Annotated in this window: 26 protein-coding genes (1 of these 26 cut by a window edge); 11 read left to right on the top strand and 15 right to left on the bottom strand. The window is 31.0% G+C overall.

The annotated features are described in order from the left end of the window. From mtnA to PXD04_RS21535, 11 genes are all read right to left on the bottom strand, one after another. A protein-coding gene (gene mtnA / locus PXD04_RS21585) for an S-methyl-5-thioribose-1-phosphate isomerase (RefSeq protein WP_323737499.1) crosses the window boundary here: on the bottom strand, positions 1–539 show its 5' portion. The gene continues 403 nt to the left of window position 1, outside the view; only the first 539 of its 942 coding nucleotides appear in the window; the start codon lies at positions 537–539; its stop codon lies off the left edge, out of view. Positions 540–615: 76 nt separating this feature from the next. Further along, on the bottom strand, positions 616–1,482 hold the full coding sequence (locus tag PXD04_RS21580; RefSeq protein ID WP_323736867.1) for a radical SAM protein: 867 nt from the start codon (positions 1,480–1,482) through the stop codon (positions 616–618). A gap of 38 nt (positions 1,483–1,520) precedes the next feature. After that, positions 1,521–2,072 carry a methanogenesis marker 17 protein gene (locus PXD04_RS21575; RefSeq protein WP_323736866.1) on the bottom strand — a complete coding sequence of 184 codons (552 nt, stop codon included), beginning with the start codon at positions 2,070–2,072 and terminating at the stop codon, positions 1,521–1,523. Between the two features lie 23 nt (positions 2,073–2,095). After that, positions 2,096–3,352 (bottom strand): methanogenesis marker 15 protein, encoded by a 1,257-nt coding sequence (locus PXD04_RS21570; protein ID WP_323736865.1) that lies wholly within the window; start codon positions 3,350–3,352, stop codon positions 2,096–2,098. Continuing rightward, positions 3,342–3,803: a methanogenesis marker 5 protein gene (locus tag PXD04_RS21565; RefSeq protein WP_323736864.1), complete on the bottom strand. Its 462-nt coding sequence runs from the start codon at positions 3,801–3,803 to the stop codon at positions 3,342–3,344. Before PXD04_RS21565 ends, PXD04_RS21570 begins: the two co-directional genes overlap by 11 nt. An 11-nt stretch (positions 3,804–3,814) precedes the next feature. Next, on the bottom strand, positions 3,815–4,423 hold the full coding sequence (locus tag PXD04_RS21560; RefSeq protein WP_323736863.1) for a DUF2112 family protein: 609 nt from the start codon (positions 4,421–4,423) through the stop codon (positions 3,815–3,817). A gap of 15 nt (positions 4,424–4,438) precedes the next feature. After that, a complete protein-coding gene (locus PXD04_RS21555) occupies positions 4,439–4,939 on the bottom strand; it encodes a methanogenesis marker 6 protein (protein ID WP_409988258.1) in 501 nt (166 codons plus the stop codon). Next, complete coding sequence (locus PXD04_RS21550; RefSeq protein WP_323736862.1) at positions 4,923–6,455, bottom strand: methanogenesis marker 3 protein; 1,533 nt, start codon at positions 6,453–6,455, stop codon at positions 4,923–4,925. The genes PXD04_RS21555 and PXD04_RS21550 overlap by 17 nt, the downstream gene beginning before the upstream one ends. A 205-nt stretch (positions 6,456–6,660) precedes the next feature. Continuing rightward, a complete protein-coding gene (locus tag PXD04_RS21545) occupies positions 6,661–7,644 on the bottom strand; it encodes a methanogenesis marker 2 protein (RefSeq protein WP_323736861.1) in 984 nt (327 codons plus the stop codon). A gap of 93 nt (positions 7,645–7,737) precedes the next feature. After that, complete coding sequence (locus tag PXD04_RS21540; protein WP_323736860.1) at positions 7,738–8,859, bottom strand: DUF2117 domain-containing protein; 1,122 nt, start codon at positions 8,857–8,859, stop codon at positions 7,738–7,740. A gap of 16 nt (positions 8,860–8,875) precedes the next feature. Then, positions 8,876–9,385 (bottom strand): ribonuclease VapC, encoded by a 510-nt coding sequence (locus PXD04_RS21535; protein ID WP_323736859.1) that lies wholly within the window; start codon positions 9,383–9,385, stop codon positions 8,876–8,878. A gap of 99 nt (positions 9,386–9,484) precedes the next feature. Here PXD04_RS21535 and PXD04_RS21530 point away from each other — a divergent pair, with 99 nt between their 5' ends. From PXD04_RS21530 to PXD04_RS21520, 3 genes are all read left to right on the top strand, one after another. Then, on the top strand, positions 9,485–9,745 hold the full coding sequence (locus PXD04_RS21530; protein WP_323736858.1) for a PRC-barrel domain-containing protein: 261 nt from the start codon (positions 9,485–9,487) through the stop codon (positions 9,743–9,745). Between the two features lie 19 nt (positions 9,746–9,764). Next, on the top strand, positions 9,765–10,307 hold the full coding sequence (gene pyrE / locus PXD04_RS21525) for an orotate phosphoribosyltransferase (protein ID WP_323736857.1): 543 nt from the start codon (positions 9,765–9,767) through the stop codon (positions 10,305–10,307). A 70-nt stretch (positions 10,308–10,377) separates the two neighbouring features. Continuing rightward, positions 10,378–10,929: a PRC-barrel domain-containing protein gene (locus PXD04_RS21520; RefSeq protein WP_323736856.1), complete on the top strand. Its 552-nt coding sequence runs from the start codon at positions 10,378–10,380 to the stop codon at positions 10,927–10,929. A gap of 28 nt (positions 10,930–10,957) precedes the next feature. On the opposite strand, the gene PXD04_RS21515 is transcribed toward PXD04_RS21520, so the two are convergent. Next, entirely contained in the window at positions 10,958–11,293 is a 336-nt protein-coding gene (locus tag PXD04_RS21515) for a hypothetical protein (protein WP_323736855.1), read from the bottom strand. A 50-nt stretch (positions 11,294–11,343) separates the two neighbouring features. Continuing rightward, on the bottom strand, positions 11,344–11,901 hold the full coding sequence (locus PXD04_RS21510; protein ID WP_323736854.1) for a DUF2284 domain-containing protein: 558 nt from the start codon (positions 11,899–11,901) through the stop codon (positions 11,344–11,346). 211 nt (positions 11,902–12,112) lie between these two features. On the opposite strand from PXD04_RS21510, the gene PXD04_RS21505 reads away from it, so the two are divergent. The 4 genes from PXD04_RS21505 (at position 12,113) to PXD04_RS21490 (ending at position 15,561) form a co-directional block, all read left to right on the top strand. After that, a complete protein-coding gene (locus tag PXD04_RS21505; protein ID WP_323736853.1) occupies positions 12,113–13,126 on the top strand; it encodes an SLC13 family permease in 1,014 nt (337 codons plus the stop codon). A gap of 219 nt (positions 13,127–13,345) precedes the next feature. Beyond that, positions 13,346–14,395: an acyltransferase gene (locus tag PXD04_RS21500; protein WP_323736852.1), complete on the top strand. Its 1,050-nt coding sequence runs from the start codon at positions 13,346–13,348 to the stop codon at positions 14,393–14,395. A 94-nt stretch (positions 14,396–14,489) separates the two neighbouring features. Beyond that, positions 14,490–15,017, top strand: a complete 528-nt coding sequence (locus PXD04_RS21495; protein ID WP_323736851.1) for a hypothetical protein — start codon at positions 14,490–14,492, stop codon at positions 15,015–15,017. A gap of 217 nt (positions 15,018–15,234) precedes the next feature. Beyond that, the gene (locus tag PXD04_RS21490; protein WP_323736850.1) at positions 15,235–15,561 is read left to right on the top strand and encodes a hypothetical protein; all 327 of its coding nucleotides are present in this window, start codon (positions 15,235–15,237) and stop codon (positions 15,559–15,561) included. A gap of 36 nt (positions 15,562–15,597) precedes the next feature. On the opposite strand, the gene PXD04_RS21485 is transcribed toward PXD04_RS21490, so the two are convergent. Next, positions 15,598–16,320 (bottom strand): alpha/beta hydrolase, encoded by a 723-nt coding sequence (locus PXD04_RS21485; protein ID WP_323736849.1) that lies wholly within the window; start codon positions 16,318–16,320, stop codon positions 15,598–15,600. Positions 16,321–16,484: 164 nt separating this feature from the next. Between PXD04_RS21485 and PXD04_RS21480 the strand changes: the two genes are divergently transcribed. The 3 genes from PXD04_RS21480 to PXD04_RS21470 all read left to right on the top strand — a co-directional run bounded on the left by PXD04_RS21480 (position 16,485) and on the right by PXD04_RS21470 (position 19,046). Next, on the top strand, positions 16,485–17,615 hold the full coding sequence (locus PXD04_RS21480) for a hypothetical protein (RefSeq protein WP_323736848.1): 1,131 nt from the start codon (positions 16,485–16,487) through the stop codon (positions 17,613–17,615). 171 nt (positions 17,616–17,786) lie between these two features. Further along, a complete protein-coding gene (locus PXD04_RS21475; protein ID WP_323736847.1) occupies positions 17,787–18,290 on the top strand; it encodes a hypothetical protein in 504 nt (167 codons plus the stop codon). A gap of 96 nt (positions 18,291–18,386) precedes the next feature. Then, on the top strand, positions 18,387–19,046 hold the full coding sequence (locus PXD04_RS21470) for a helix-hairpin-helix domain-containing protein (RefSeq protein ID WP_323736846.1): 660 nt from the start codon (positions 18,387–18,389) through the stop codon (positions 19,044–19,046). A 45-nt stretch (positions 19,047–19,091) separates the two neighbouring features. On the opposite strand, the gene PXD04_RS21465 is transcribed toward PXD04_RS21470, so the two are convergent. Further along, a complete protein-coding gene (locus tag PXD04_RS21465) occupies positions 19,092–19,787 on the bottom strand; it encodes a type II CAAX prenyl endopeptidase Rce1 family protein (RefSeq protein ID WP_323736845.1) in 696 nt (231 codons plus the stop codon). Positions 19,788–19,919: 132 nt separating this feature from the next. Between PXD04_RS21465 and PXD04_RS21460 the strand changes: the two genes are divergently transcribed. Further along, a complete protein-coding gene (locus PXD04_RS21460) occupies positions 19,920–20,195 on the top strand; it encodes a hypothetical protein (RefSeq protein WP_323736844.1) in 276 nt (91 codons plus the stop codon). Positions 20,196–20,199 lie beyond the last annotated feature (4 nt).

Raw genomic sequence — 20,199 nt, 5'->3', positions numbered from 1 at the left:
AGTCTTGCTCCTTGTAGTACTGGTCTTGTTTCGTCACATATTACGTTGATGTTTTTGTTGTCTTCGTGTGCTGCTCTGATTACTCCTAGTGCTGTTCCATATCCTGCACATGCTAGTGCTCCTGCATTGCAGTGTGTTAGTATTGTGTCGTTTTTGTCTATTATTGTGTTTCCGTATTGTCCTATTTTTTTGTTTATTGTTATGTCGTCTTTTTCCATTTGTTTTGCTGTTTCTACTGCTGTTTTTCCGTTTTTTGTTTCGGTTAGTACTTTATCTACTGCCCAGAATAGGTTTACTGCTGTTGGTCTTGCTTGTTTTATTTCTGTTGCTGCTTTTTCGAGGTTTTCTTCTTTTATTTCTGCTAGTGCCATTGCGTATGCTGCTGTTACTCCGATTGCTGGTGCTCCTCGTACTATCATTGTTTTTATTGCGGTTATTGTATCTTGATATGTGTTGCATTCTACGTATTCTATTTTATGTGGTAGTTTTGTTTGGTCTAATAGGTGTAGTGTGTTGTTTTTCCAGTATAATGTTTCTATCATATGTTTTTGTTCTCCTTACATATTTTTATTATTTAATTTTGTAAAAAAAGGTGGATTGATGGGGTTTTGGTGGTTAATAGTGACTGTTTGGTACTAAGTTAAGGTTATGGTCTTCTGAGTGTTTTCCCGGTATTCCGAATGCGTCTGCTCTGCATTGTGTACAAGCTCGGAATACTGGAAGATATTCTTCTACTTGTTCACGTACTGTGCTTAATTGTCCACATCCGGGTTTTGGTATGTCTTTGAATTTGTTTAATGGTATTAATGGTAATACGTTCATTATTGAGGCGCCTTTGCTTCGTACTACTTTTGCTATTTCTACTATGTGTTCATCGTTTATTCCTGGTATTAGTACACTGTTTACTTTTACTATTATTCCTCTTTCGGATAGTAGTTCTATTCCTTTGAGCTGGTTTTCTAGTAGTATTTTAAATCCTTCTTTACCATGGTATATTTTTCCATGATATTCTATGTCATCATATATTTGTGTTCCTATATCCAGGTCTACTGCATTTATGGTGATTGTTACTGTTTTTACTCCAACTTCACTTATTTTATCTGCATAGTCTGGTACTAGTAATCCGTTTGTGCTCATGCATAGTATGAGATCTGGGAATTTTTTGTTTACTTGTTCGAATAGTTTTAGTGTATCTGGGTTTTCTAGTGAGTCTCCGGGACCTGCTACTCCCACGACACTTATTGGCATTTTTTCTATTGTGTCTTGGATGTGTTCTAGTGCTTCGTCGATTGTCATGATACATGAGGCTACTCCTGGCCTGTTTTCTGTATCGTTTATTTTTCTTGTGCAGAATCCGCATTGTATGTTACATTTTGGTGCTATGGGAATATGTATTCTTCCTACTTTATCATGTATTTTTTCATTAAAGCATGGGTGTGCTTGTGTTACATGTGCGAAATGTTTCATATCATGTTTTGGCATGAATTGGGACCCCCTATTTTTTGGGTTAGAATTTTTTTTTATTGTTTTCTAACTTCTTCTATTACTTCATTAAATTTCTTATTCCATTTTTCGTCTATTATTTCATCACTACTCATGATACATACCATGTTGCCTTGGCTTGCGTTTTTTGTCATTCTGAATCCTTCGGGCATTACTCTGAAGAGTGCATCGTAGACTTTTCTTTTTAGTTCTCTTGATGGATCCAGTATTATTAGGTTATCTGGGTTTATTGTAGGGTTTGTTATTTCTATTTTGTATCTGTCTGGTTGTGCTACGTTTACTCTTCCTTCTTCTTTCCATAGTACTCTGAGTAGGTCTGGTAGGTAGTTTTCGTTTTCTACTGTGATTTTTAGGATTCCGTTTTCTATTTTGTGTTTTGCCATGTCGTTTAGGTAGATTGGTTGGGATGCTTTTTCTAGTTTTACTACTCCTATGAATAGTGCTTCTCTTGGGTCTATGAATATTTTTATTGCGCTGATTGCTCTTGCTAGTTTTAGGTCTTGAAGTGTGTGTCTTAGTAGTGTATCATATACTTGTGCTCCTACTTCATCATAACACTCTACGTACATAATTTTTCCTCCAAGAGTTGTTTTTAGAATCGTTTACTGTCATCTATATCTGTATCTTTTAGACCAGATACGAGCATAGCTGCTCCTACTGAACCAATGAATTGTGAGTATTCTGGTACTATTACATCTATTCCTCCTAGTATGTCTTGGACTGCATCTACTAGTCCTCCTATGAGTGATGTTCCTCCTACCTGGATTAATGGTTCTCTTACGTCTATTTCTTGTAGTTGTTGTTCATATACTTGTTCTGCTACTGAGTGACATGCTGCACTTGCTGCATCTGCTTTGGATGCTCCTCCTGCTAGTGTTGTTACCAGGTCTTGTATACCGAATACTATACAGTAACTGTTTAGTATTGCGTTCCGGTAGTTTCCTTGTTGTGCTAGTGGTCCTAGTTCTGTGATGTCTACTCCTAGTCTTCCACTGGTCATGTCTAGGAATCTTCCTGATGCTCCTGCACAGATTCCTCCCATTGTGAAGTTGTCTGGTATTCCATTATTTACTGTGATTACTTTGTTGTCCATTCCACCAATGTCGAGTACTGTGGCTTCACCTTTTTGTGCGCCTGCAAGGTATACTGCTCCTTTACTGTTTACGGATATTTCTTCTTGTATTAGTTTTGCTCCCATTGCTTTTCCTATTGTGATTCTTCCGTAACCTGTGGTTCCTATTGCTTCTATATCGTCTAGTTTATATCCTGTTCCTTCGAGTGCTTGTTCTATTCCATCGTTGGCACATCCGATTATGTCTCCTGTTGGTACCCATCCTGTACCTATTACTTCGTTGTTTTCCATGAGTGCTACTTTGGTTGTTGTGGATCCACTGTCTATTCCTAGTGTTAGTCCTTCTTGTTTTTCTCTTGCTAGGATGCTTTTTCTTGCTACTACTGTTGTTAGTGCTTCCATACGTATGAATAGTTCTGATGCTTTTGTTTTTTCTGTGAAGGAGTATGTTACTACTGGTAGGTCTGTGTTGTTTTGTATTAGTCTACGTACTTCGTTTCTTGCTATTGCTGCTTCTGCACATCTGAAACATGTACATATGAATACTGCGTCTGCCTCATTTTTTCCTTCTACTAGGCTCATTGCTCTTGCAATCATTAGTTTTAGGCTTGAACTTGCACAGCTGAGTCCGAATTTTTCGTATGCTTCGTCTATGTCATCCAGGTTTACGTCCGGCATTACCATTTGTGCACCGAATGTTTCTGCTGCTTTTTCTATTTCTTTTTGAACTCCACTGTATTCTGTTCCACAGGACAGTTGTGCTATTTTAATTGTCATCTGTATCAGCTCCGTCTTTATCTAGGTTGTCTAGGAATGTGTTGATTTTATATACCATTTCTATTGTGTCGTCCCTGCTTGTTGGGTAGTCAAGTTCCAGTACTGGTATGTCTCTGTGTCTTAGTGAGAATACTGTTAGTTCAGATGATCTTGCACATCCTACACATCCGAACCCGTATGGTGCTTCATTCATGATTATTGCTGCTTCGGCTTCTTCTATGATTGGCCCGAATAATGACATTCTTCCCCTTACTCCTGATGGAACTTCTATTGCTGCATATTTTAGTCCATTTATTGGGTCTTCTTCTGTCATGTTGAATGGTGGTGCATCTAAGTCGGGTGATGTGACCTTTTGTTTCATCTGATTTTGAACAACCAGTGGTTCATGTCCACTTCTTACTATCATATCTGCTAATATCATAGAGTTTGGTGGAAATATTGCTACTTTCATAATATAACCTCTTAGTTTGTATTAACTTCTTTTATTATTTGTTTTAATTCTTTAGGGGGAACTTTATTCACATTTCTTTTTAGGTCTATGTTTAAGTTATCCTCATTATATATTCCATTCCTGTTTTCAAGGTTTTCTAGAAATTCATTTATTCTTTGTATCATACTTATTATTTCTTCCCTACTTGTTGGGTATGGTACTATTAGTATTGGAATGTTTTTCTTTTTTAGTTCGGATATTACTATTTTTTGAAGGTTTCCGCATGATATGCAACCGAATAGTATTAATTCGTTCAGGTGGTTGTACATATGCTTATATCTTCTTGGTGGTTGTCCCATGATTATTGCTGCTTCTGATTCTGTGATTATTTTATCAAATAATGAAAGTCTTCCTCTAACTCCTGAAGGTGCTTCATTAGTTGTGTACTTGTTTCCTGTTAATGTATCATCTGATGTTATTGTAAAGGGTGGAAGATTTTCGTCAAAATCTCTTTCATCATATGGGTCTTTGTCGCGTAATGTTTCTTCACTAATGTTGGTTGATGATAAATATTCATGACCGTTCTTTGTTACTAAGTGAACAATAATCATGGCAGCATCTGGTAATACTGCTATTTTCATATTTATCCCCTTTTTTTATTCTTTGTTGTTTTCTATTTCATCCACTATATTCATGAATTCATCTACTGGAATCTTTTTTGGAGGTTCTAAGTCCACATGTTTTGGATGTTCTAATGCGTAACTTACCTCTGATAGTAGTTTGTATTCTGATTCTATTTGATGAAATCCTTCTCGAGCTCCTCCCCTTTTTGCTCTGCATCTTCTAGGGTCTCCTGGTGGAAATCCTCTGAATTTGATGAATATGTGTGTTGGATCAAGTTCTCTTGCTTTTTCTACTGCTGTCATCACATCTTCTGAGTAACCGTTTAGGTTTGCACCATAACATGTTAATCGTATGTTTATTGGTAGTTCTAGTAAGTGTAGGAAGTTTAGTAATTCTTTTGAACTTACTGCACATCCTGGACCCAATATTATCATACGTGTTATTTTATCTTTTTGATCAGAGTCTCTGTATGTTCCATCACCCATAGGAATATGACAGAATTCTGTATCAATATCTTTATCGTTCTTTGACATATACTGTGTCTCCTTCTTTGAATGCTTCAAGGTTTTCAAATCCACTCACTACTCGTCCAATAATGTTTGTACTTTTAAAGGATTCACCTGTTGGACCAAATTCGTTGTTATCCTCAAATCTGATACCCAGGTTTCCAACATTTTTACATGCTGTGTTACTTACACAGATTTCCCAGGCACATACTTGAGTTTCTGGTATTTTTTCGGGAATTATTCCTTTTGCTTCTTTCTTGTTGGCATCAAACATTAAGATTTTCATCGGTTTTATAGCCATGTTTACTCTTAAATGTCCTACGTCACCATTTAATAGACCAGTAATTTTTCTGAAGTACCATACGGATCTTGGACTTTCTTGGTCGTATAATTCTATTTCTACAAAGTCTTGTGGTGGTACTCCCAGTGTTTTTATTTTTCGTTCTCTGTCAACATCTACTGTGTAGTTTGGTTCTTGGGCAACTATTACTGCATCATCATCGGTTATGCCATCACGTTCATGTTCTATGCCTAGTTTATCAAGGTATTCGTCGGCTTCTTTTTGTGTTAATGATACTGTGGATATTTTTTCTGGAACTGTTTTTACTGTGATTTTCTCGTTTTCATTGGCTGTGTCTAGTATTTGTATTCCTTTTGTAACATATCCTATGATGTTATGTGTTGGTACTGCTACTCTATCTTCCCGGTAGATGTATACTCTTCCCACACCATTTCCCTGATTTCTTAGTGTTACTGCTCCTCTTTTTCTTTTTTCGATTATTTCAGAGTCTTTTTCTAGTCCTTTAAGTGCATAGTTTCCTATGAATGTTTCTGATTCATAGTCTACTTTGAATGTTCCGTCATTTATGATTTTCAGGAAGTGTTCAAAGGACATTGGGGCTTCAGGGTTTGCTTCTACTTGCATGTATGTGAATAGTTCATTGCCTTCTTTTAGTTTGGTTGAGAAGTCTGTTACTGATGCACTGTTTATGATACTTTTTCTTTCAATTATTGGTTGAATGTCTGTTACTGTATCAGTGTTTTTTAGTTTTGCAATTGTTCGTTTTCCACCAACAATTGTTGCCAGGATTCCACTATTATGATCAGGTACACCATATACTGCCCTGTGTTTAGATTTTGAGAATAGTATGTGTGTAGCTTCGTTTGAGAAACTAGATAAGCTGACTATTACATCCCATCTATTATAAAGATGTTCCTCATTTGATGGTTCTAGGTTTGATACTATTGAACCTATAGCTACTTCATTTGATGTTGTCCATCGGATTGCTGTGCCTATAAACTTTTGATAATTATTCTTCCAGAAATTAGTTAAGATTTCTGCATCTTCTACTAATTCAATAATTATGCTTCCATTAGTTGTCACGATTTTATACTTGTTTACATGACTTTCTAATTCTTGCTTACCTTCTATTAAGGCTATTGCTGACCCTTCTATGTAGGGTGCATTTGTAAGTTTAATAGCATCTTCAACTGTTGAACCAGCATCTACTTCTATTTCAACATCATTGACTTTAACTTGCATTTTTTCGCCTCAATAAAGAATTACTTTAATTGTAATTGTATGGGTAATTCTTATTTTTTTTAGAAATTATTATGAAGTATTTCTATAAGTTTTATTTATGGTGTTTCTAATATTAATAACTTCTAAATTAATCTTATCTTATAATAATATGATGTGAAAAAAAATAGTATATTAAATGGGTGGAGAGTGTTTAACATTATCTTATTTAGACATCTTCTGAAAATCCCATGATTATTTCTTTTGTGAAATCAAAGACTGTTTTTGTAGTGTTATTGTATTTCATTTTTAGTTGGTGATTGTTTGTTACTTTTCCTATTGTGTTTGCATTGATATGTTCATTTTCAAGTAATGTTATTAATTCATCTGTGCTTTCCTCTGGTGCTGTGAGTACAAATGCACTTCCAGGGTACATCCTGAACCATCGAGTCCAGTCCATATCATCAGGTTTTGGTATTGCTTCAAGTTCAATTGTTGCCCCCATGTTTGATGCTTCCAGCAACATTCCTAATGTTCCCACAATTCCTGGATTACTTATGTCTTTACATGCATTCACTAAGTGTTTTTGTGCGATTGTGTTCATAACTTTTATCTGGTCTTGAACATATTTTGGTGATTTGTCACTGGTTGTATCCCAGTTTATCTCTGTTCCAGGGTATACGCTTCCATCCAAGTCTATTGCAACTATGACGTTATCATCCTTTTTTGCTCCACAACTTGGAAGTACATCTTCTTTTCCCACTATTCCACTTATTGCTACATCCAGTGCCTCGTAGGGTGTGTCTGGGTGAGTGTGTCCTCCGACCATTGGTACTCCGAATTTTTTTACACCTTCATTGATTCCGTCCATGATTTGTTCTGTTATTTCTGGATTAGATGATGAGAGCACGTTAGTCATTCCCATAGGTATTCCACCCATAGCTGCTATGTCGTTTACGTTGACTAGTACTGAACAGTAACCTGACCACCATGGATTAATATCCATTAATGAGCCCCATATTCCATCTGTTGCCATTAGCATCAGCATGTTGTTTCCTATGTCTATTGCTGCTGCATCATCCCCAAATGCCAGGTGTACTTTTCCCGAAATATTATATGTGTTTTTTAGTTTTTCTCGTACATCTGCTATAGAATGTTTACGGGTAACTCCTTTAAATGTTCTTATTGATTCTATTATTTCATTAAAATCCAAGATTATTCCCTCTGTCTAAAAATATTAGTATCTTTCTTTATTAGTTATTTTTTGCTTTTATTAAATTAAAAGGTTTTCACTCATAACATTGTGTTATGATAATTGTTTATCCACGAACTTGTATGTTATTTTTTCATCTTTGATCGTGTTTACTATTTCTTCCTTAAATGATTCTATGCTTGTGATTTGTATCTCTTCTTTTTTGTTAAATACTTTTTCATAGATAATTTTTCCAATTATATCATCGTATCCCGGCTGTACTTGTATTATCAGTGAGTTTTCGTGTTTGAATCCTTCAAGTACTACTTTGTCCAGGTCTCCATCGGTTATTCCAATTATTGGGGTGTTGAACCTGTATAGTATGTCTGATGATAATAATGTTGTATCATCTCCTACAGATACTAGTATGTCCGTGTTCCGGTACTTGTAGATGTCTTCTGCAGCATGGTTTAAGAAGCATGCTGTTAATTGTTTGTTCTGTTTGTGTTGCATTATTCTTGGTTTTATATTACCTGATTTTCTTAGAAGTCCTGTTTTTATTATAGCAGTTGATAAGTCTATTTTTCCTAGTTTTTCTAGTCCATGTTGTTTAATTTTTCCCCCTATCATTTCGGTGATTTGATTGTTTTGTGCTATTATGGTTAATTCGTTACTTGTTGCTTTACCTATTATTATACCGTTTAGCATAATGTTTTCATCAGGTGATACTCCTGCTACTTTACGTTGTATTTGACCATTTTTTTCATTTAGTCCAGTGAGTTTTTCTACTTTTCTTGTTGCTTGCTTGTAATCTATGATTTTTAGTTTTAATTTTTGATTTAATTTGTTGATAAGTTCATTGTTATCGTATTCATTCCATTGTATGATTACTCCATCTTCTTCGCCGGGCCGTTCAATTTGTATAAGATTAACCTTTTCTTTAACATTTCCCAGTACCTTGTATCCGAATGTGTGGCCAGTTATGCTTGATTTTCCATAATTTAATAGGAAGAGTATGTCATTATCTTTTGCTAAGAGTTGTATTGATTGACTTGGTAACAGTTTCTGGGTTATGTTTATTTCATCTTCTAAATGTGCATCGATTACTGCGGTACGTCCCATTGTACCTCCAAGTCTTGAGGTTACTGTCCCGTATTCTTTTAGTATGTTAATTATTTTCTTTGCATAGCCTGTGTCTATTATTCCAGGTCCATGTACTATTACGCCAATATTCATGTAGATCCCCTTTTCTTTAGTGATTGCTATGTGCTTTCATTCTTTTTCTTATGATGGGTGAGCCACAGATGTCACATTCTTCTAGTTTTGTATCAGCGGGGTATTCTTGTCTGCATCCTTTACATATTTTCTTCCATTTTATTGTATTTTTTATTCCTGCTGTTCTGACACTTTTAAATTTAATGTTTAATAGTTTCAGTGCATTTTGCATGGAATAATCATCTGTAACTGTTATTACATTATTTCCATCCCGTTTATATTTTAATGCTAATGCTATGATATCTTTATCAGTATCTGATAACCTCATCAGATCTCCACTTGATAATAGGACTTCCATTATTTCTTCATCTTTACTGTAATCTACATCTTCTATTATGACCCGTTTTTCATTGATTAAGTTGTTTAGTAACATTTCAGTGTTAATATCTTTTATTTCGTTTATCGTTGAAGATGTCATGATGTTTTGATAATCTTCTGAGTAGAAACCATTTATTAATCCTGATGCATCCAATACATATACTTTCATACACTACCTCCTTAGTCATTTACATATATTATATTTATGTCCACATTGATAATAAATAATAAATTTATTAAAAACTAAAATAGTATAATAGTGATTAATATGCGTTTAATAGATGATATAATAAATAAGGAAGTATTAGATACTCAAGCTAATATACTTGGTAAAGTAAAAGATATTGAAATAGATGCTTCTACTAAAAAAATTGAATCAATAATAATCATAAAAGAAGAGAAAACAGATGGTTTATTTAACCGTGGAAATAAAACTTCTGAAGAAATAATACCTTTCGAAGAAGTAGGTAGTGTAGGTGACAAAATCATATTAAAAGAATCATTAAACGAGATATTAAACATGTATTAAAATATGAGGGGACTGAATAATGGTAGATTATAAAGAAAAATTATTAGAATTATTAAAAGAAAATGATGTAATAAAATTTGGTGACTTTACATTATCATCCGGAAAAAAAAGCAGTTACTATGTGGACATGAAAAAAGCAATAACAATGCCTGAAATATTAGACAGTGTAGCACACCTAATTACCGAAAAAATAGAAGGTACTGACATTGATAAAGTAGCAGGACCTGCATTAGGAGCTGTTCCAATAGCAACTGCAACTTCTCTTATTTCCAAAAAACCAATGCTTATGATAAGAAAAGAGAAAAAATCATATGGAACAAGCAAACAGATAGAAGGGGAATTGTTGGAAAATGATAATGTTGTTATTGTAGAAGATGTTACAACAACAGGTGGATCATTACTAAAAGCAATTAAGGTAATCAGAGAAAACAAAGGAAATATCACAGAAGCATTTGTAATCGTTGACCGAGAAGAAGGAGCAAAAGAAACTTTTGAAGAAAATGGTATTAAATTCACTCCATTATTAACAATATCAGAGTTTAAAGAATATTTAAATAATTAGATTGGAAAAAGTAATAATAAATAAAGGAAGAAATATAGTATATATAATATAGTATAATGGAGATAATAAATTGAACGCTAAAGATATTCTAGGAAAAAAAATTATTGACAAACAAGCAAGAGACCTTGCAAAACTTGCAGAAATAAACTTAAACACTAAAACATTAGAAGTAACCAACATATTTGGATCAGTAGGAAATCCACTCAGTAAAAAATATTATGACATACCTGTAAGTGATATAATTACAGTAGGAGATTACATACAAGTTTCAAGACTTATTGAAGATCTAGAAAGTAGTAAGCTAGATAAATTACCAGAAACAGAGGCAGGAGTAGTGAAACTAAACAATTTCCTAGGAAAAACAATCTTAGATACCGAAGGAAATGTTGCAGGTAAAGTGTATGACATAGAAATTGACATTGACACTCATAAGATATTATCCATAGAATTATCAAGTTCATCAACCACTTTCGGAAAACCAAAAGATCAGAAAACCGTTAAAATAGAGGACATATCCAGTATTGGAGATTACATACTTATTAACAAAGTATTCACAGAGGAATCTGAAGAAACTGAAGAATCTGAAGAAGAAAAAGAATCTGTGAAAGTTGACATAAAATAAGAATATTTAAAGAATATTCTTAAAATACTTATTTTTTTATTAACTTTTCTAATTCTTTCAAGTTATTTTCAATGAATTTAGCTGCTTTAGGCTCAGATAACTGTTTATACTGTTTTTTACCTGATTTTTCATAAGCATCCCTAAGAACATTCTGTAAATCACTTATATCAGAATTCAGCACTGTATCTAACTGTTTTTGTTGAACTTCGTTCAAAGAGCTTAAATTTTTAGTGATAGTAGATTCAAACTTTCCAACAAGATTAGAATTTCTACGAATCATCGTCCCTAAAAGTAATGATGGAACTTTACCTAAGACAAATTCATAACGTTTAATATCTTCATAAGTTATTTTATTCTCAGCCATAATTAGTTCACCCTTAATTAATATATCTGAAAATAGAATATAATTAAATTTTAGTATAATACAGAGACCATCATAATGATATATTCCGGTAATTTGTTTTCATGTATCCATTGCAAATTGATACCAAAATAATCCTTACTAATACCTATGATATCAGCACCTAATGCTTCCATGGCATATTTTCTTTTATCTGGCATAACACATGATTTACCATTTAATCTTTGACATTCCTTACAATTAACACATGGTCCACATGTCAGATAACATCCATCCAATTCTTCTTCTAAACTTTTTAAGTATGGTTCAATTAAAGTTTTCTCGCCATGATGTAAATCAAATGAATATTCCATTATTTTTTCATCCTCAAATACTTTTTGTAATGCATTACTTGTGAAATTAAACTTTAACAATATTAATTTGATGTTATCATATTTTTCCCAAATACTTATCTGATCCTGATTAAAAGGAGGGCAAGTCCAATTATTAGTATGACACCTACACATCCTACATAACTTCTCAGTATGTTCAAAATTAATGTAATTTCTTCTAATCTCGTCTAAAGGCACATCCTTTTCAAAACATTCAATAGTATAGTCATCACGCATCATTAAAAACACCACCTTGTATCTTAATACTAGTAGAACCATATTAAATATAAATATATCATCAAAAATAATTGAAAAAAAAGAATAAAAAACAATAAAATATGAATAAACATGTTACGGGGTTACTAGTGTCATATTGCTATAAATAAGTATTACCAATAAATCAATTCTAGAATGAAAAAAGATATGTAACTTTTTTTACTAAAATAATATTATGGCAGAAATAATAGATAAAACATTTAATTTTTTTAAAAATGAAACAGTGTTCTCAGTATCGTTAATTTTAGCTATTATTTCATGTTTTTTTGTAAAACCAAACATTAATTATTTGAATTATATTAACTGGGATACTATCATATTACTTTCTGTAATTATGATTATTGTTGAAATATTAAAAAATCTGACTGTTTTTGAGTTTATGGTAAGAAAATTATTAACAAAAACAGGAAATACGCAACAATTATTATTAATATTAGTTTTTATTTGTTTTTTCAGTTCAATATTCATAACAAATGATGTTTCATTAATCATATTTGTACCATTTTCAATTATGGCTTTAAAAAAAGTTAAACGTGCAGATTTGATAATAATAACTGTTTGTTTACAGACTATAGCAGCTAATGTTGGATGTATGGTTCTCCCTGTTGGGGCCCCACATAATATTGTACTGTATACTTTATCACATATTCCCTTTGAAACATTTTTCTTAATACTCGTACCATATATTATTGTTTCAGTAATATTTTTGATCATAATTTTATCTATCATACCTAAGGAGGATATTACAATACATAATATAGGTAAAGTAGAATTTACGAAGAAGAATTTCTTTAAAAGGGTTTTTAGGGGTGTTGATTATTATTTATTGTTAACATTCATAACATTATTTATCTTGATAGGAAATTTAGAAAATATTACCTTTTTTAGTTTATTATTTAAAAGATGGATTATTGGAAATGAAGTTTTATGTGGTGTACTTGTTTCTCAGGTTATTTCTAATGTGCCTACTGCAATGTTACTTAGCGGGTTTAGTAAGAATTTTGAAGCAATAATTGTAGGGATAAATATTGGTGGATTTGGTACTCTTATAGCATCTATGGCAAATTTAATTTCTTACAATATAATTGTACGAGAATGTAATGAATTTAAACATAGGTATCTGATAATATTTACTGTATTGAACATTATATTATTACTTTTATTATTAAGTGTTCATGTTGTAATTTAATCTGGTTTAATTGAAAAAAAGATCAGAATAATCCTAAGATATTATGAAATAATAATAAATCTATTTTAATATTTATATTCAATTCGAAATAACTTTCTAAAAACATTCAAATAAGAAAAATATTTTCTATTTAATAATACAATATTATTAATAACATACCTCATCATTGGTAAGGGAATTTAAATAAATTTAATAACTTTAATAGACAACACCTCACTAATGACAACAAATAGAATTTTATGGATAGATTATCTTAAAGTAATTGCCATAATTGGAGTAATTGGAATACATTCATCATCCCATTTATTAAATGATAATTATTTATTCACCCTACCATGGTATGAATCAGTAATTGCAGCTTCAATATTTCGTTTTGCTATAATATTATTTATATTAGCCTCCGGTTATCTGTTACTTAGAAAACCCCAACCAATCACATCAATACCCCGTAGACTAAAAAGAATAATAATACCATTCGTATTCTGGATAATAATATATGCAATAATCAAAGTATTATTTAAGGATGCACTTGGAAGTACCTGGACAATTATAGACCTACTAGGCTATATAGGAAATAGTTTTTTAGATCCATTACAAATAAGTGTTCAATTCTGGTATGTATATATGATAATAGGATTATACTTACTTTCACCAATAATATCAACTTGGATACAAAAAGCAGAGATGAACGAGATAGAATACTTCCTAGCAATATGGTTAATAATTAGTTTACTACAATTCCTGAATATAAAAACAGTACTATTTGATTACCTGATATATTTTACAGGATCAATAGGATACTTCATATTAGGTTATTATCTAACAATAAAAGACCATCCAATATTAAATAATAAAAAGTACGGATTAATAATGTTTATTGTAGGCTCACTATTCACAATCATGGGAACAATAATTTTTTCACACCTACAATTATCACAGTCACTATTCTTTATTAGATTAGGAGATATTACTCCAGGAGCATTCCTACAATCCATTGGACTTTTCATTATAATAAAGAATATTGATTATACAAAAATTAAACCAGAAATTAATAATTTAATTGTAAGGATTAGCAAGGATACCTATGGAATATACTTAGTAAACATACTTGTAATAAACTTTTTAACAAAAATAAGCATATTAAATACTGAAAAATTCACATTTATAATGATTTTAATTAACATACTATTAGCATTAGTTATTAGTGAAATTATTATAGAAGTATTACATAGATTACCATACCTTAGAAGTATTAGTGCAAGAGCATGAAAAAAGCTATAATTTTTCTTCACCCCCCCCCCCTTTCTTAAATATTTTTTACTATGTTAATTTTACAAATGTTGATGTTTTATATTATTCAACAGTGATTAATAATAATTTATACAATAATAATGTTATGTATAAAAATAATTATTTTATAAAATTTTGTAAAGATAGAAATATTAAAGATAGTACAAAACAGGGATATGTCTCCACATTACTTCAATATACTAAATTTCATAATTGTAGTATTGATGAATTACTTAGAGAAGCAGAAGAAGATGAAAAAAATGGCATACCCTTAAAAGAACGACGATTAAAAAATAGATTATTAACATATAGAACTCATTTATTGGAATCTGGTTTGTCGTCAAATACTGTGAAAACTTATTTTTCCAAACTGAAAACTTTTTATGTTCATTATGAAATAGAAATTCCTTATTTACCTGATGTAAAATATAATAAGCAGTATATGACAAATTATTTGGATCTTCCAACTAAAGAACATATAAAAGCTGCACTAGAATTTTCATCATTACCTCTTAAAGCATTAATTCTTTTCATGTCAAGTAGTGGAACTGCTAAAGCAGAAACATTATCATTAACCGTAGATGATTTATTAATGGAATAGAGAACGATTATGAAAATAAGGATTTAAAGTATATTCTTGAGGAATTATCTGGAAGAAATGATGTTGTTCCAACGATTTATCTTAGACGAATTAAGACAGATAAATATTATTATACTTTCTGTTCTTCAGAAGCAAGCACTATATAATTAAATATCTTAAAACAAGAAAAAATCTTAAAAGAAATGATAAATTATTCCCGTTTAATGGGTCTTATCTTATGAAACAATTTCAGATGATTAATGATGAAATGGGATGGGGATTCAAGGGAAACTACAGATTCTTCAGAACACATAGCTTAAGAAAATTTCATGCAAGTAACATACAACTTGTCGCAGAATATGTTGATGCATTACAAGGACGAAGCAAAAATAGTGTACATGAAACATACATTAAAACAAACCCTAAGAAACTCAAAGAGATATATGTTAAAAATATGAAAAATGTAATGATATATGATGATGAACCTGAAATGCAGGAAATAAAAGAGGACATACATATAACAATCAATGTTTTCTTATCAGAAAATCAGATAAACCCATATTAACAGCACATGATCATCAAATTTTATAAAAAAAAGTATTTAAAAGGATTGTGAAGTCTCATTTACGAATTTAATTATCTCTTTTGATGTAATACCTATTTGTTCTTCAGTTGTTATTGATGCTTCACCATCTTTCTCTTGTTTTCCATAATACGCATATTGTGCATGGTTTCCTCCCATGATTTGATATTCATTTATTTTTTCCAAGTTTTTCTTGTTTTTTTGGTAATTATCCATGTTCAATACCTTATCTTCACTACCATATATAGATAAGGAGGGTGTGCTTATTTTACTTGTTGAGTAAGATGCTAACAATATTAATCCGGTTATATTTGTTTCATGACCACTCGTATATTCTGCTGCCATAGACCCCCCAAGTGAGTGTCCTGCCAAATACCAATTCTTGTAATCATAAGTATTATTTTTTAATATGATACTTGCTGCATCTTTGTCTAGTAACGCTAAGTTATATGGCATCTGTATTAGCATACAGTCTATACCCTCTTCTGATAGCTTATATAATAATGGTACATATGCAGTGTATTCTATTTTTGCTCCAGGATAAAATATTAACACATTAGAGTTTCCCGGACCATCCAATAACAGACCATTTGAAGTTTTAACCAGTTGTACATCAGTATTATTATATTTTGCAATATCTATTTCTGTTGGATAATACTGATTAAGATAGTATACTCCAATTAATGTCATTGAAATTATGATTATTAATATAATTATAGTTATTTTCTTTTTATTAATCATGAAATTTTGATTTCCTTTATTTTAATGTATTAATTTATATTCATTAAGGATTATATAATTTTATTGAGAATATATTATGTATTAATATGTATTGTATAATTTAATAATATGAAAGTTACATAATTTAAATCAGAACATAAAACTGTTTTCTTGGAGGTGTAATTGTGGTTGTAGATTGTTTGAATTTTAATGTTGATGAGAATTTTAATGTTATAAAAACATTTGTTATCGATAACAAGGATGAATATAAAAATGATTTTTTACCAAATGGTCTTAAAATTAAAGGCATTGGTGAGAAATTTTTGAAAATTGAGAATAACTTTGTTTCCTGGGATAGTCTCTGCAGTGCCAGAGAAGAATACTTGAAGGGAGAACCTGTTGATAATTTCATCTCTTCCATTCTTTCCTGGATTTTTAGTGATGTTAATGTATCTGATTATTATATTCCCCATAAGTTTGGTTTAAATGAGAATTTTAGTAGTGTGAAAAATGAAATTTTATCCCATAAGGCTTTTTATAAGAAGGATTTGATTTCTGGTATTGGTGATAATAATATTAAGATTACTACCAGCAAGGGAAAGGATTATTATATTGAGTGGGATGAATTAGAAAATGTTGTGGAAAATGTTAAGTTTTCAGGTTTTGATGATTTGGAAGCTAAACGTTTTAGCAGTAGTCTTGTAAGACAATTATTTAATGATAATCTTCCCGAGTATTCCCCTTATGAGGAGGAGTTACTGGGTGAGGAATATGGTAAGATTAAGTTAAAGTTTTATAAGATTTGTTGCAGGGGTTTGTTGTCTTATAAGTTGATTCGTGACGAGATTGAGGATAAAAAGGTCAGATGTGCGATTGTTGAATCAGCTCTTGAATGGAATAAGGGTCAGCTTCCACTAAGTATTAATGAAGAAGGAATTAATCATGTTATTCTTTCAAAATCTAGTCTTGTTAGGGCAGATTTGCGGGTTAATGCTCATTTTACCAAGGTTTTAGATGATGAGTTAGGTCTTGATTTGAAGGTTTATTCTACTGAGTATGGTGATGAATATGTTTATCATGTTCATGAGTATCGTAAATTAATTAAATTTGAGCGTGATTGTAGTAAGTGGGTTGTCACTTATAGTAATAAGAATTTGTTACAAAATGCATTCCGTAAGAGAATTAGTAGTTACTGGGTTTGTAGTGTTAGTACTAGTAAAAGTACGGAAGTATGTACTGTGTTAGATTATGATAATCAGAATAATGTGTTTGATCCTGATTTGTTTGTTAAGTTTTATAATGAATTTCATAGATAATTTTTGGTGTTAGGATAATTTTAAGAATTGGTGTTATATTATATAAGATTAATGATATTGTGAAGTGATTTTATGGATTTACTGGCTATGCTTGTTTATAAGGATGATGAAAATACTGGTCAAAAAAGAATTTCTAAAGCTAAAATTATTTCCCTGATTGTTTTTGTATTAATGTTCTTGTTTGGAATTTCTCAGCCAAACACTAACGTATCAGGTTTTGTTGTTTTTTTAGCGGCAATTGTTTTTGGATTATTCTTTAGTGTTCCCGTGTTTATTGTTGGATGGCTTATCGGAAAATTATTGAGTCGCACAAATAAGAGTAGTGTTCAGACCACGCAAATACCTCAATCTAACCCTACAAGTATTCCTAATACTTCTAGAAACAATACGGATAATAAAGAGAGTGTTCCTTGTCCACATAATAATGCGTTAAGATTTAAAAATGCTATTGATGATAATAATGCTGAATTAGCTGAGAGTATTCTTTCAGGTTGGGAGATTGATGATGCTAATTACTTATATGCTCGGATTATCTTTGATGGTATGCCACCAAGTAGTGTTGAACTATCACAATTAAATGATTGGTTTGAGCGTGCAGAGAATATGAATGCTTGTGATAATAATTTAAGGTCTTGGTTTAAGAGTACTGCTTTGCAGGTTATTAATCTGCATTAACTTCCTTTTTTTCTATTTCTTGTATTTTTAGTTAATTATTATATGTTTTTAGAATATACTATTATTATATAATGATTGTATGAGGTTTTGGATATTATGGATGATAATAGTATTTTTATGAGTATTGTAAATTATATCTGGCTTGTTATCGTTGTTATCCCATTCTTCGGTGGACTTGGATTTATCTATGCGGGTTGGCGTGTTGATGAACCTAGATGGATAGACGAAGGCATAATTTATATGATTCCATTTATTTTATTAAGTTTCACTATATTTGATATGATAATTGTTTATCTTGGAATTATTTTATGGATATTGTGTATGTTAAGAGCAGCTATTATCTTCAAAAGATACCGTGAAAAGTTATCAGATAAGATGCGTATTAGACAACAAGAATCTGATGATAATATTGTTGAAAGCAATTATAGGTTAAACCATTTTCTTGAAGAAAATAGTGCAAGTAATGTTAATAATTCAGAAAGCTACAATAGTGATTTTGGAAAAAACTTTGATTCAATTAAACAAGAAAAAGTAAATATTAATAGGGCTTCATTTGAGGAGCTGATACGTATCCCATGTTTTGATGAAAAAATAGTACAAGATATAATTTATTTACGTGAACGTGGAGAATATGTTGATTCTGCTGATGATTTATCATCCAAGTTAAATATTGATGATGATAAAATAGGAAAAATTATTCCCTATATTTGTTTTGAAAAAGATAAAAAAGAGAATGTTAGAAGAATAGATTTATAATATCCAATAACATTTTACCATTTTTTTTCTTTGTACGAAACTATGTTATCTTAGCATGAATGGAATCCATGAAGCAAAGTTTATACATATATGGACTAGTACGGATAATGTTAAATTTTTTGTCTTTATGTATGGATATAGTTCCGCGAAGCCTCCTAATCCCTGCATGAATACTATTTGTATTATGTTTGGATAACTATTATAATGCAATACTCCGAATATTAGTAGTACGATTATTGTAGATATTATTATTGACTTTTTTCGACTAAAACCTTTACTGTATATGATTTTTAGTACAAGTAAAAACATTAATGCTTTAAATATTTCTTCTGCTATTATTTGTAGAATATTTATTAGTAATATCCATGTGTTCAAGTCATTGTTTACGCCGGATGTTGTCTGAAAATGTATTAAGCTAAAAAATGATAATAGTGCTATGTAATATACTTCAAACAATATGTAACATATTATGATTAAACGTATATCCTTCTTTTCGGGTAATCTGAAAAAAGTTCCAATGTTACCCTGTGTGAATAATAATAGCATAATCAGTGTTACAATAAATAACAGTATTTGTTCTTGACCATTAGGCAGTTTTATTGGTCCCGTTATTAGAAATATGAATATTATTGTACTCAGTAACAGTATTTTTATTCCATTCTGTGACTGTTTATTTTCTTGATTATAAAATGGAAAATCATATTTTTTGTCTTCAAAGTCAAAAAAGTCATTATTGTTCATTATTGAATTCTCCGATTATTACATGATTATACTAATATTTATATACATACAATGTTATAGAACTATTGTTAAGTATTAATAAGATTATCTAAATAGAATATAATTAATAACATTTAATAGAGGGGAACAATTATGTTTAGTAATTTTATGTTACCATCTGCAGGGGCATTCACAATAGATGGAACTTTAATACTTGCCATTGGTGTATTGGCAGTAATTGGAATAGTATACAAGTATAGAAGTAATATTAGTTTAACTAATACTGACATAATTATTGATGAGGACACCAACAGCAATAAAAACGTCCGATATACAAAAAATGAGAGTAATGCTAGTGTAGAAGATGTAGAAGATAACCTGGGGGATACTGTTTTACAAAATGAGGAAAAAATGGAAGTGTATAACTAGGTTA

Source organism: Methanosphaera sp. ISO3-F5, assembly GCF_034480035.2.
Lineage (GTDB): Archaea > Methanobacteriota > Methanobacteria > Methanobacteriales > Methanobacteriaceae > Methanosphaera.
This window is presented reverse-complemented; position numbering and strand designations above follow the sequence as displayed.

Excerpts from the sequence above, each read along its gene's own strand:
- PXD04_RS21580 (WP_323736867.1), bottom strand. The coding sequence starts at position 1,482 with ATGCCAAAACATGATATGAAACATTTCGCACATGTAACACAAGCACAC.
- PXD04_RS21575 (WP_323736866.1), bottom strand. The coding sequence starts at position 2,072 with ATGTACGTAGAGTGTTATGATGAAGTAGGAGCACAAGTATATGATACA.
- PXD04_RS21570 (WP_323736865.1), bottom strand. The coding sequence starts at position 3,352 with ATGACAATTAAAATAGCACAACTGTCCTGTGGAACAGAATACAGTGGA.
- PXD04_RS21565 (WP_323736864.1), bottom strand. The coding sequence starts at position 3,803 with ATGAAAGTAGCAATATTTCCACCAAACTCTATGATATTAGCAGATATG.
- PXD04_RS21560 (WP_323736863.1), bottom strand. The coding sequence starts at position 4,423 with ATGAAAATAGCAGTATTACCAGATGCTGCCATGATTATTGTTCACTTA.
- PXD04_RS21555 (WP_409988258.1), bottom strand. The coding sequence starts at position 4,939 with ATGTCAAAGAACGATAAAGATATTGATACAGAATTCTGTCATATTCCT.
- PXD04_RS21550 (WP_323736862.1), bottom strand. The coding sequence starts at position 6,455 with ATGCAAGTTAAAGTCAATGATGTTGAAATAGAAGTAGATGCTGGTTCA.
- PXD04_RS21540 (WP_323736860.1), bottom strand. The coding sequence starts at position 8,859 with ATGAATATTGGCGTAATAGTACATGGACCTGGAATAATAGACACAGGC.
- PXD04_RS21535 (WP_323736859.1), bottom strand. The coding sequence starts at position 9,385 with ATGAAAGTATATGTATTGGATGCATCAGGATTAATAAATGGTTTCTAC.
- PXD04_RS21530 (WP_323736858.1), top strand. The coding sequence starts at position 9,485 with ATGCGTTTAATAGATGATATAATAAATAAGGAAGTATTAGATACTCAA.
- pyrE (WP_323736857.1), top strand. The coding sequence starts at position 9,765 with ATGGTAGATTATAAAGAAAAATTATTAGAATTATTAAAAGAAAATGAT.
- PXD04_RS21515 (WP_323736855.1), bottom strand. The coding sequence starts at position 11,293 with ATGGCTGAGAATAAAATAACTTATGAAGATATTAAACGTTATGAATTT.
- PXD04_RS21510 (WP_323736854.1), bottom strand. The coding sequence starts at position 11,901 with ATGATGCGTGATGACTATACTATTGAATGTTTTGAAAAGGATGTGCCT.
- PXD04_RS21505 (WP_323736853.1), top strand. The coding sequence starts at position 12,113 with ATGGCAGAAATAATAGATAAAACATTTAATTTTTTTAAAAATGAAACA.
- PXD04_RS21500 (WP_323736852.1), top strand. The coding sequence starts at position 13,346 with ATGACAACAAATAGAATTTTATGGATAGATTATCTTAAAGTAATTGCC.
- PXD04_RS21490 (WP_323736850.1), top strand. The coding sequence starts at position 15,235 with ATGAAACAATTTCAGATGATTAATGATGAAATGGGATGGGGATTCAAG.
- PXD04_RS21485 (WP_323736849.1), bottom strand. The coding sequence starts at position 16,320 with ATGATTAATAAAAAGAAAATAACTATAATTATATTAATAATCATAATT.
- PXD04_RS21475 (WP_323736847.1), top strand. The coding sequence starts at position 17,787 with ATGTTCTTGTTTGGAATTTCTCAGCCAAACACTAACGTATCAGGTTTT.
- PXD04_RS21470 (WP_323736846.1), top strand. The coding sequence starts at position 18,387 with ATGGATGATAATAGTATTTTTATGAGTATTGTAAATTATATCTGGCTT.
- PXD04_RS21465 (WP_323736845.1), bottom strand. The coding sequence starts at position 19,787 with ATGAACAATAATGACTTTTTTGACTTTGAAGACAAAAAATATGATTTT.
- PXD04_RS21460 (WP_323736844.1), top strand. The coding sequence starts at position 19,920 with ATGTTTAGTAATTTTATGTTACCATCTGCAGGGGCATTCACAATAGAT.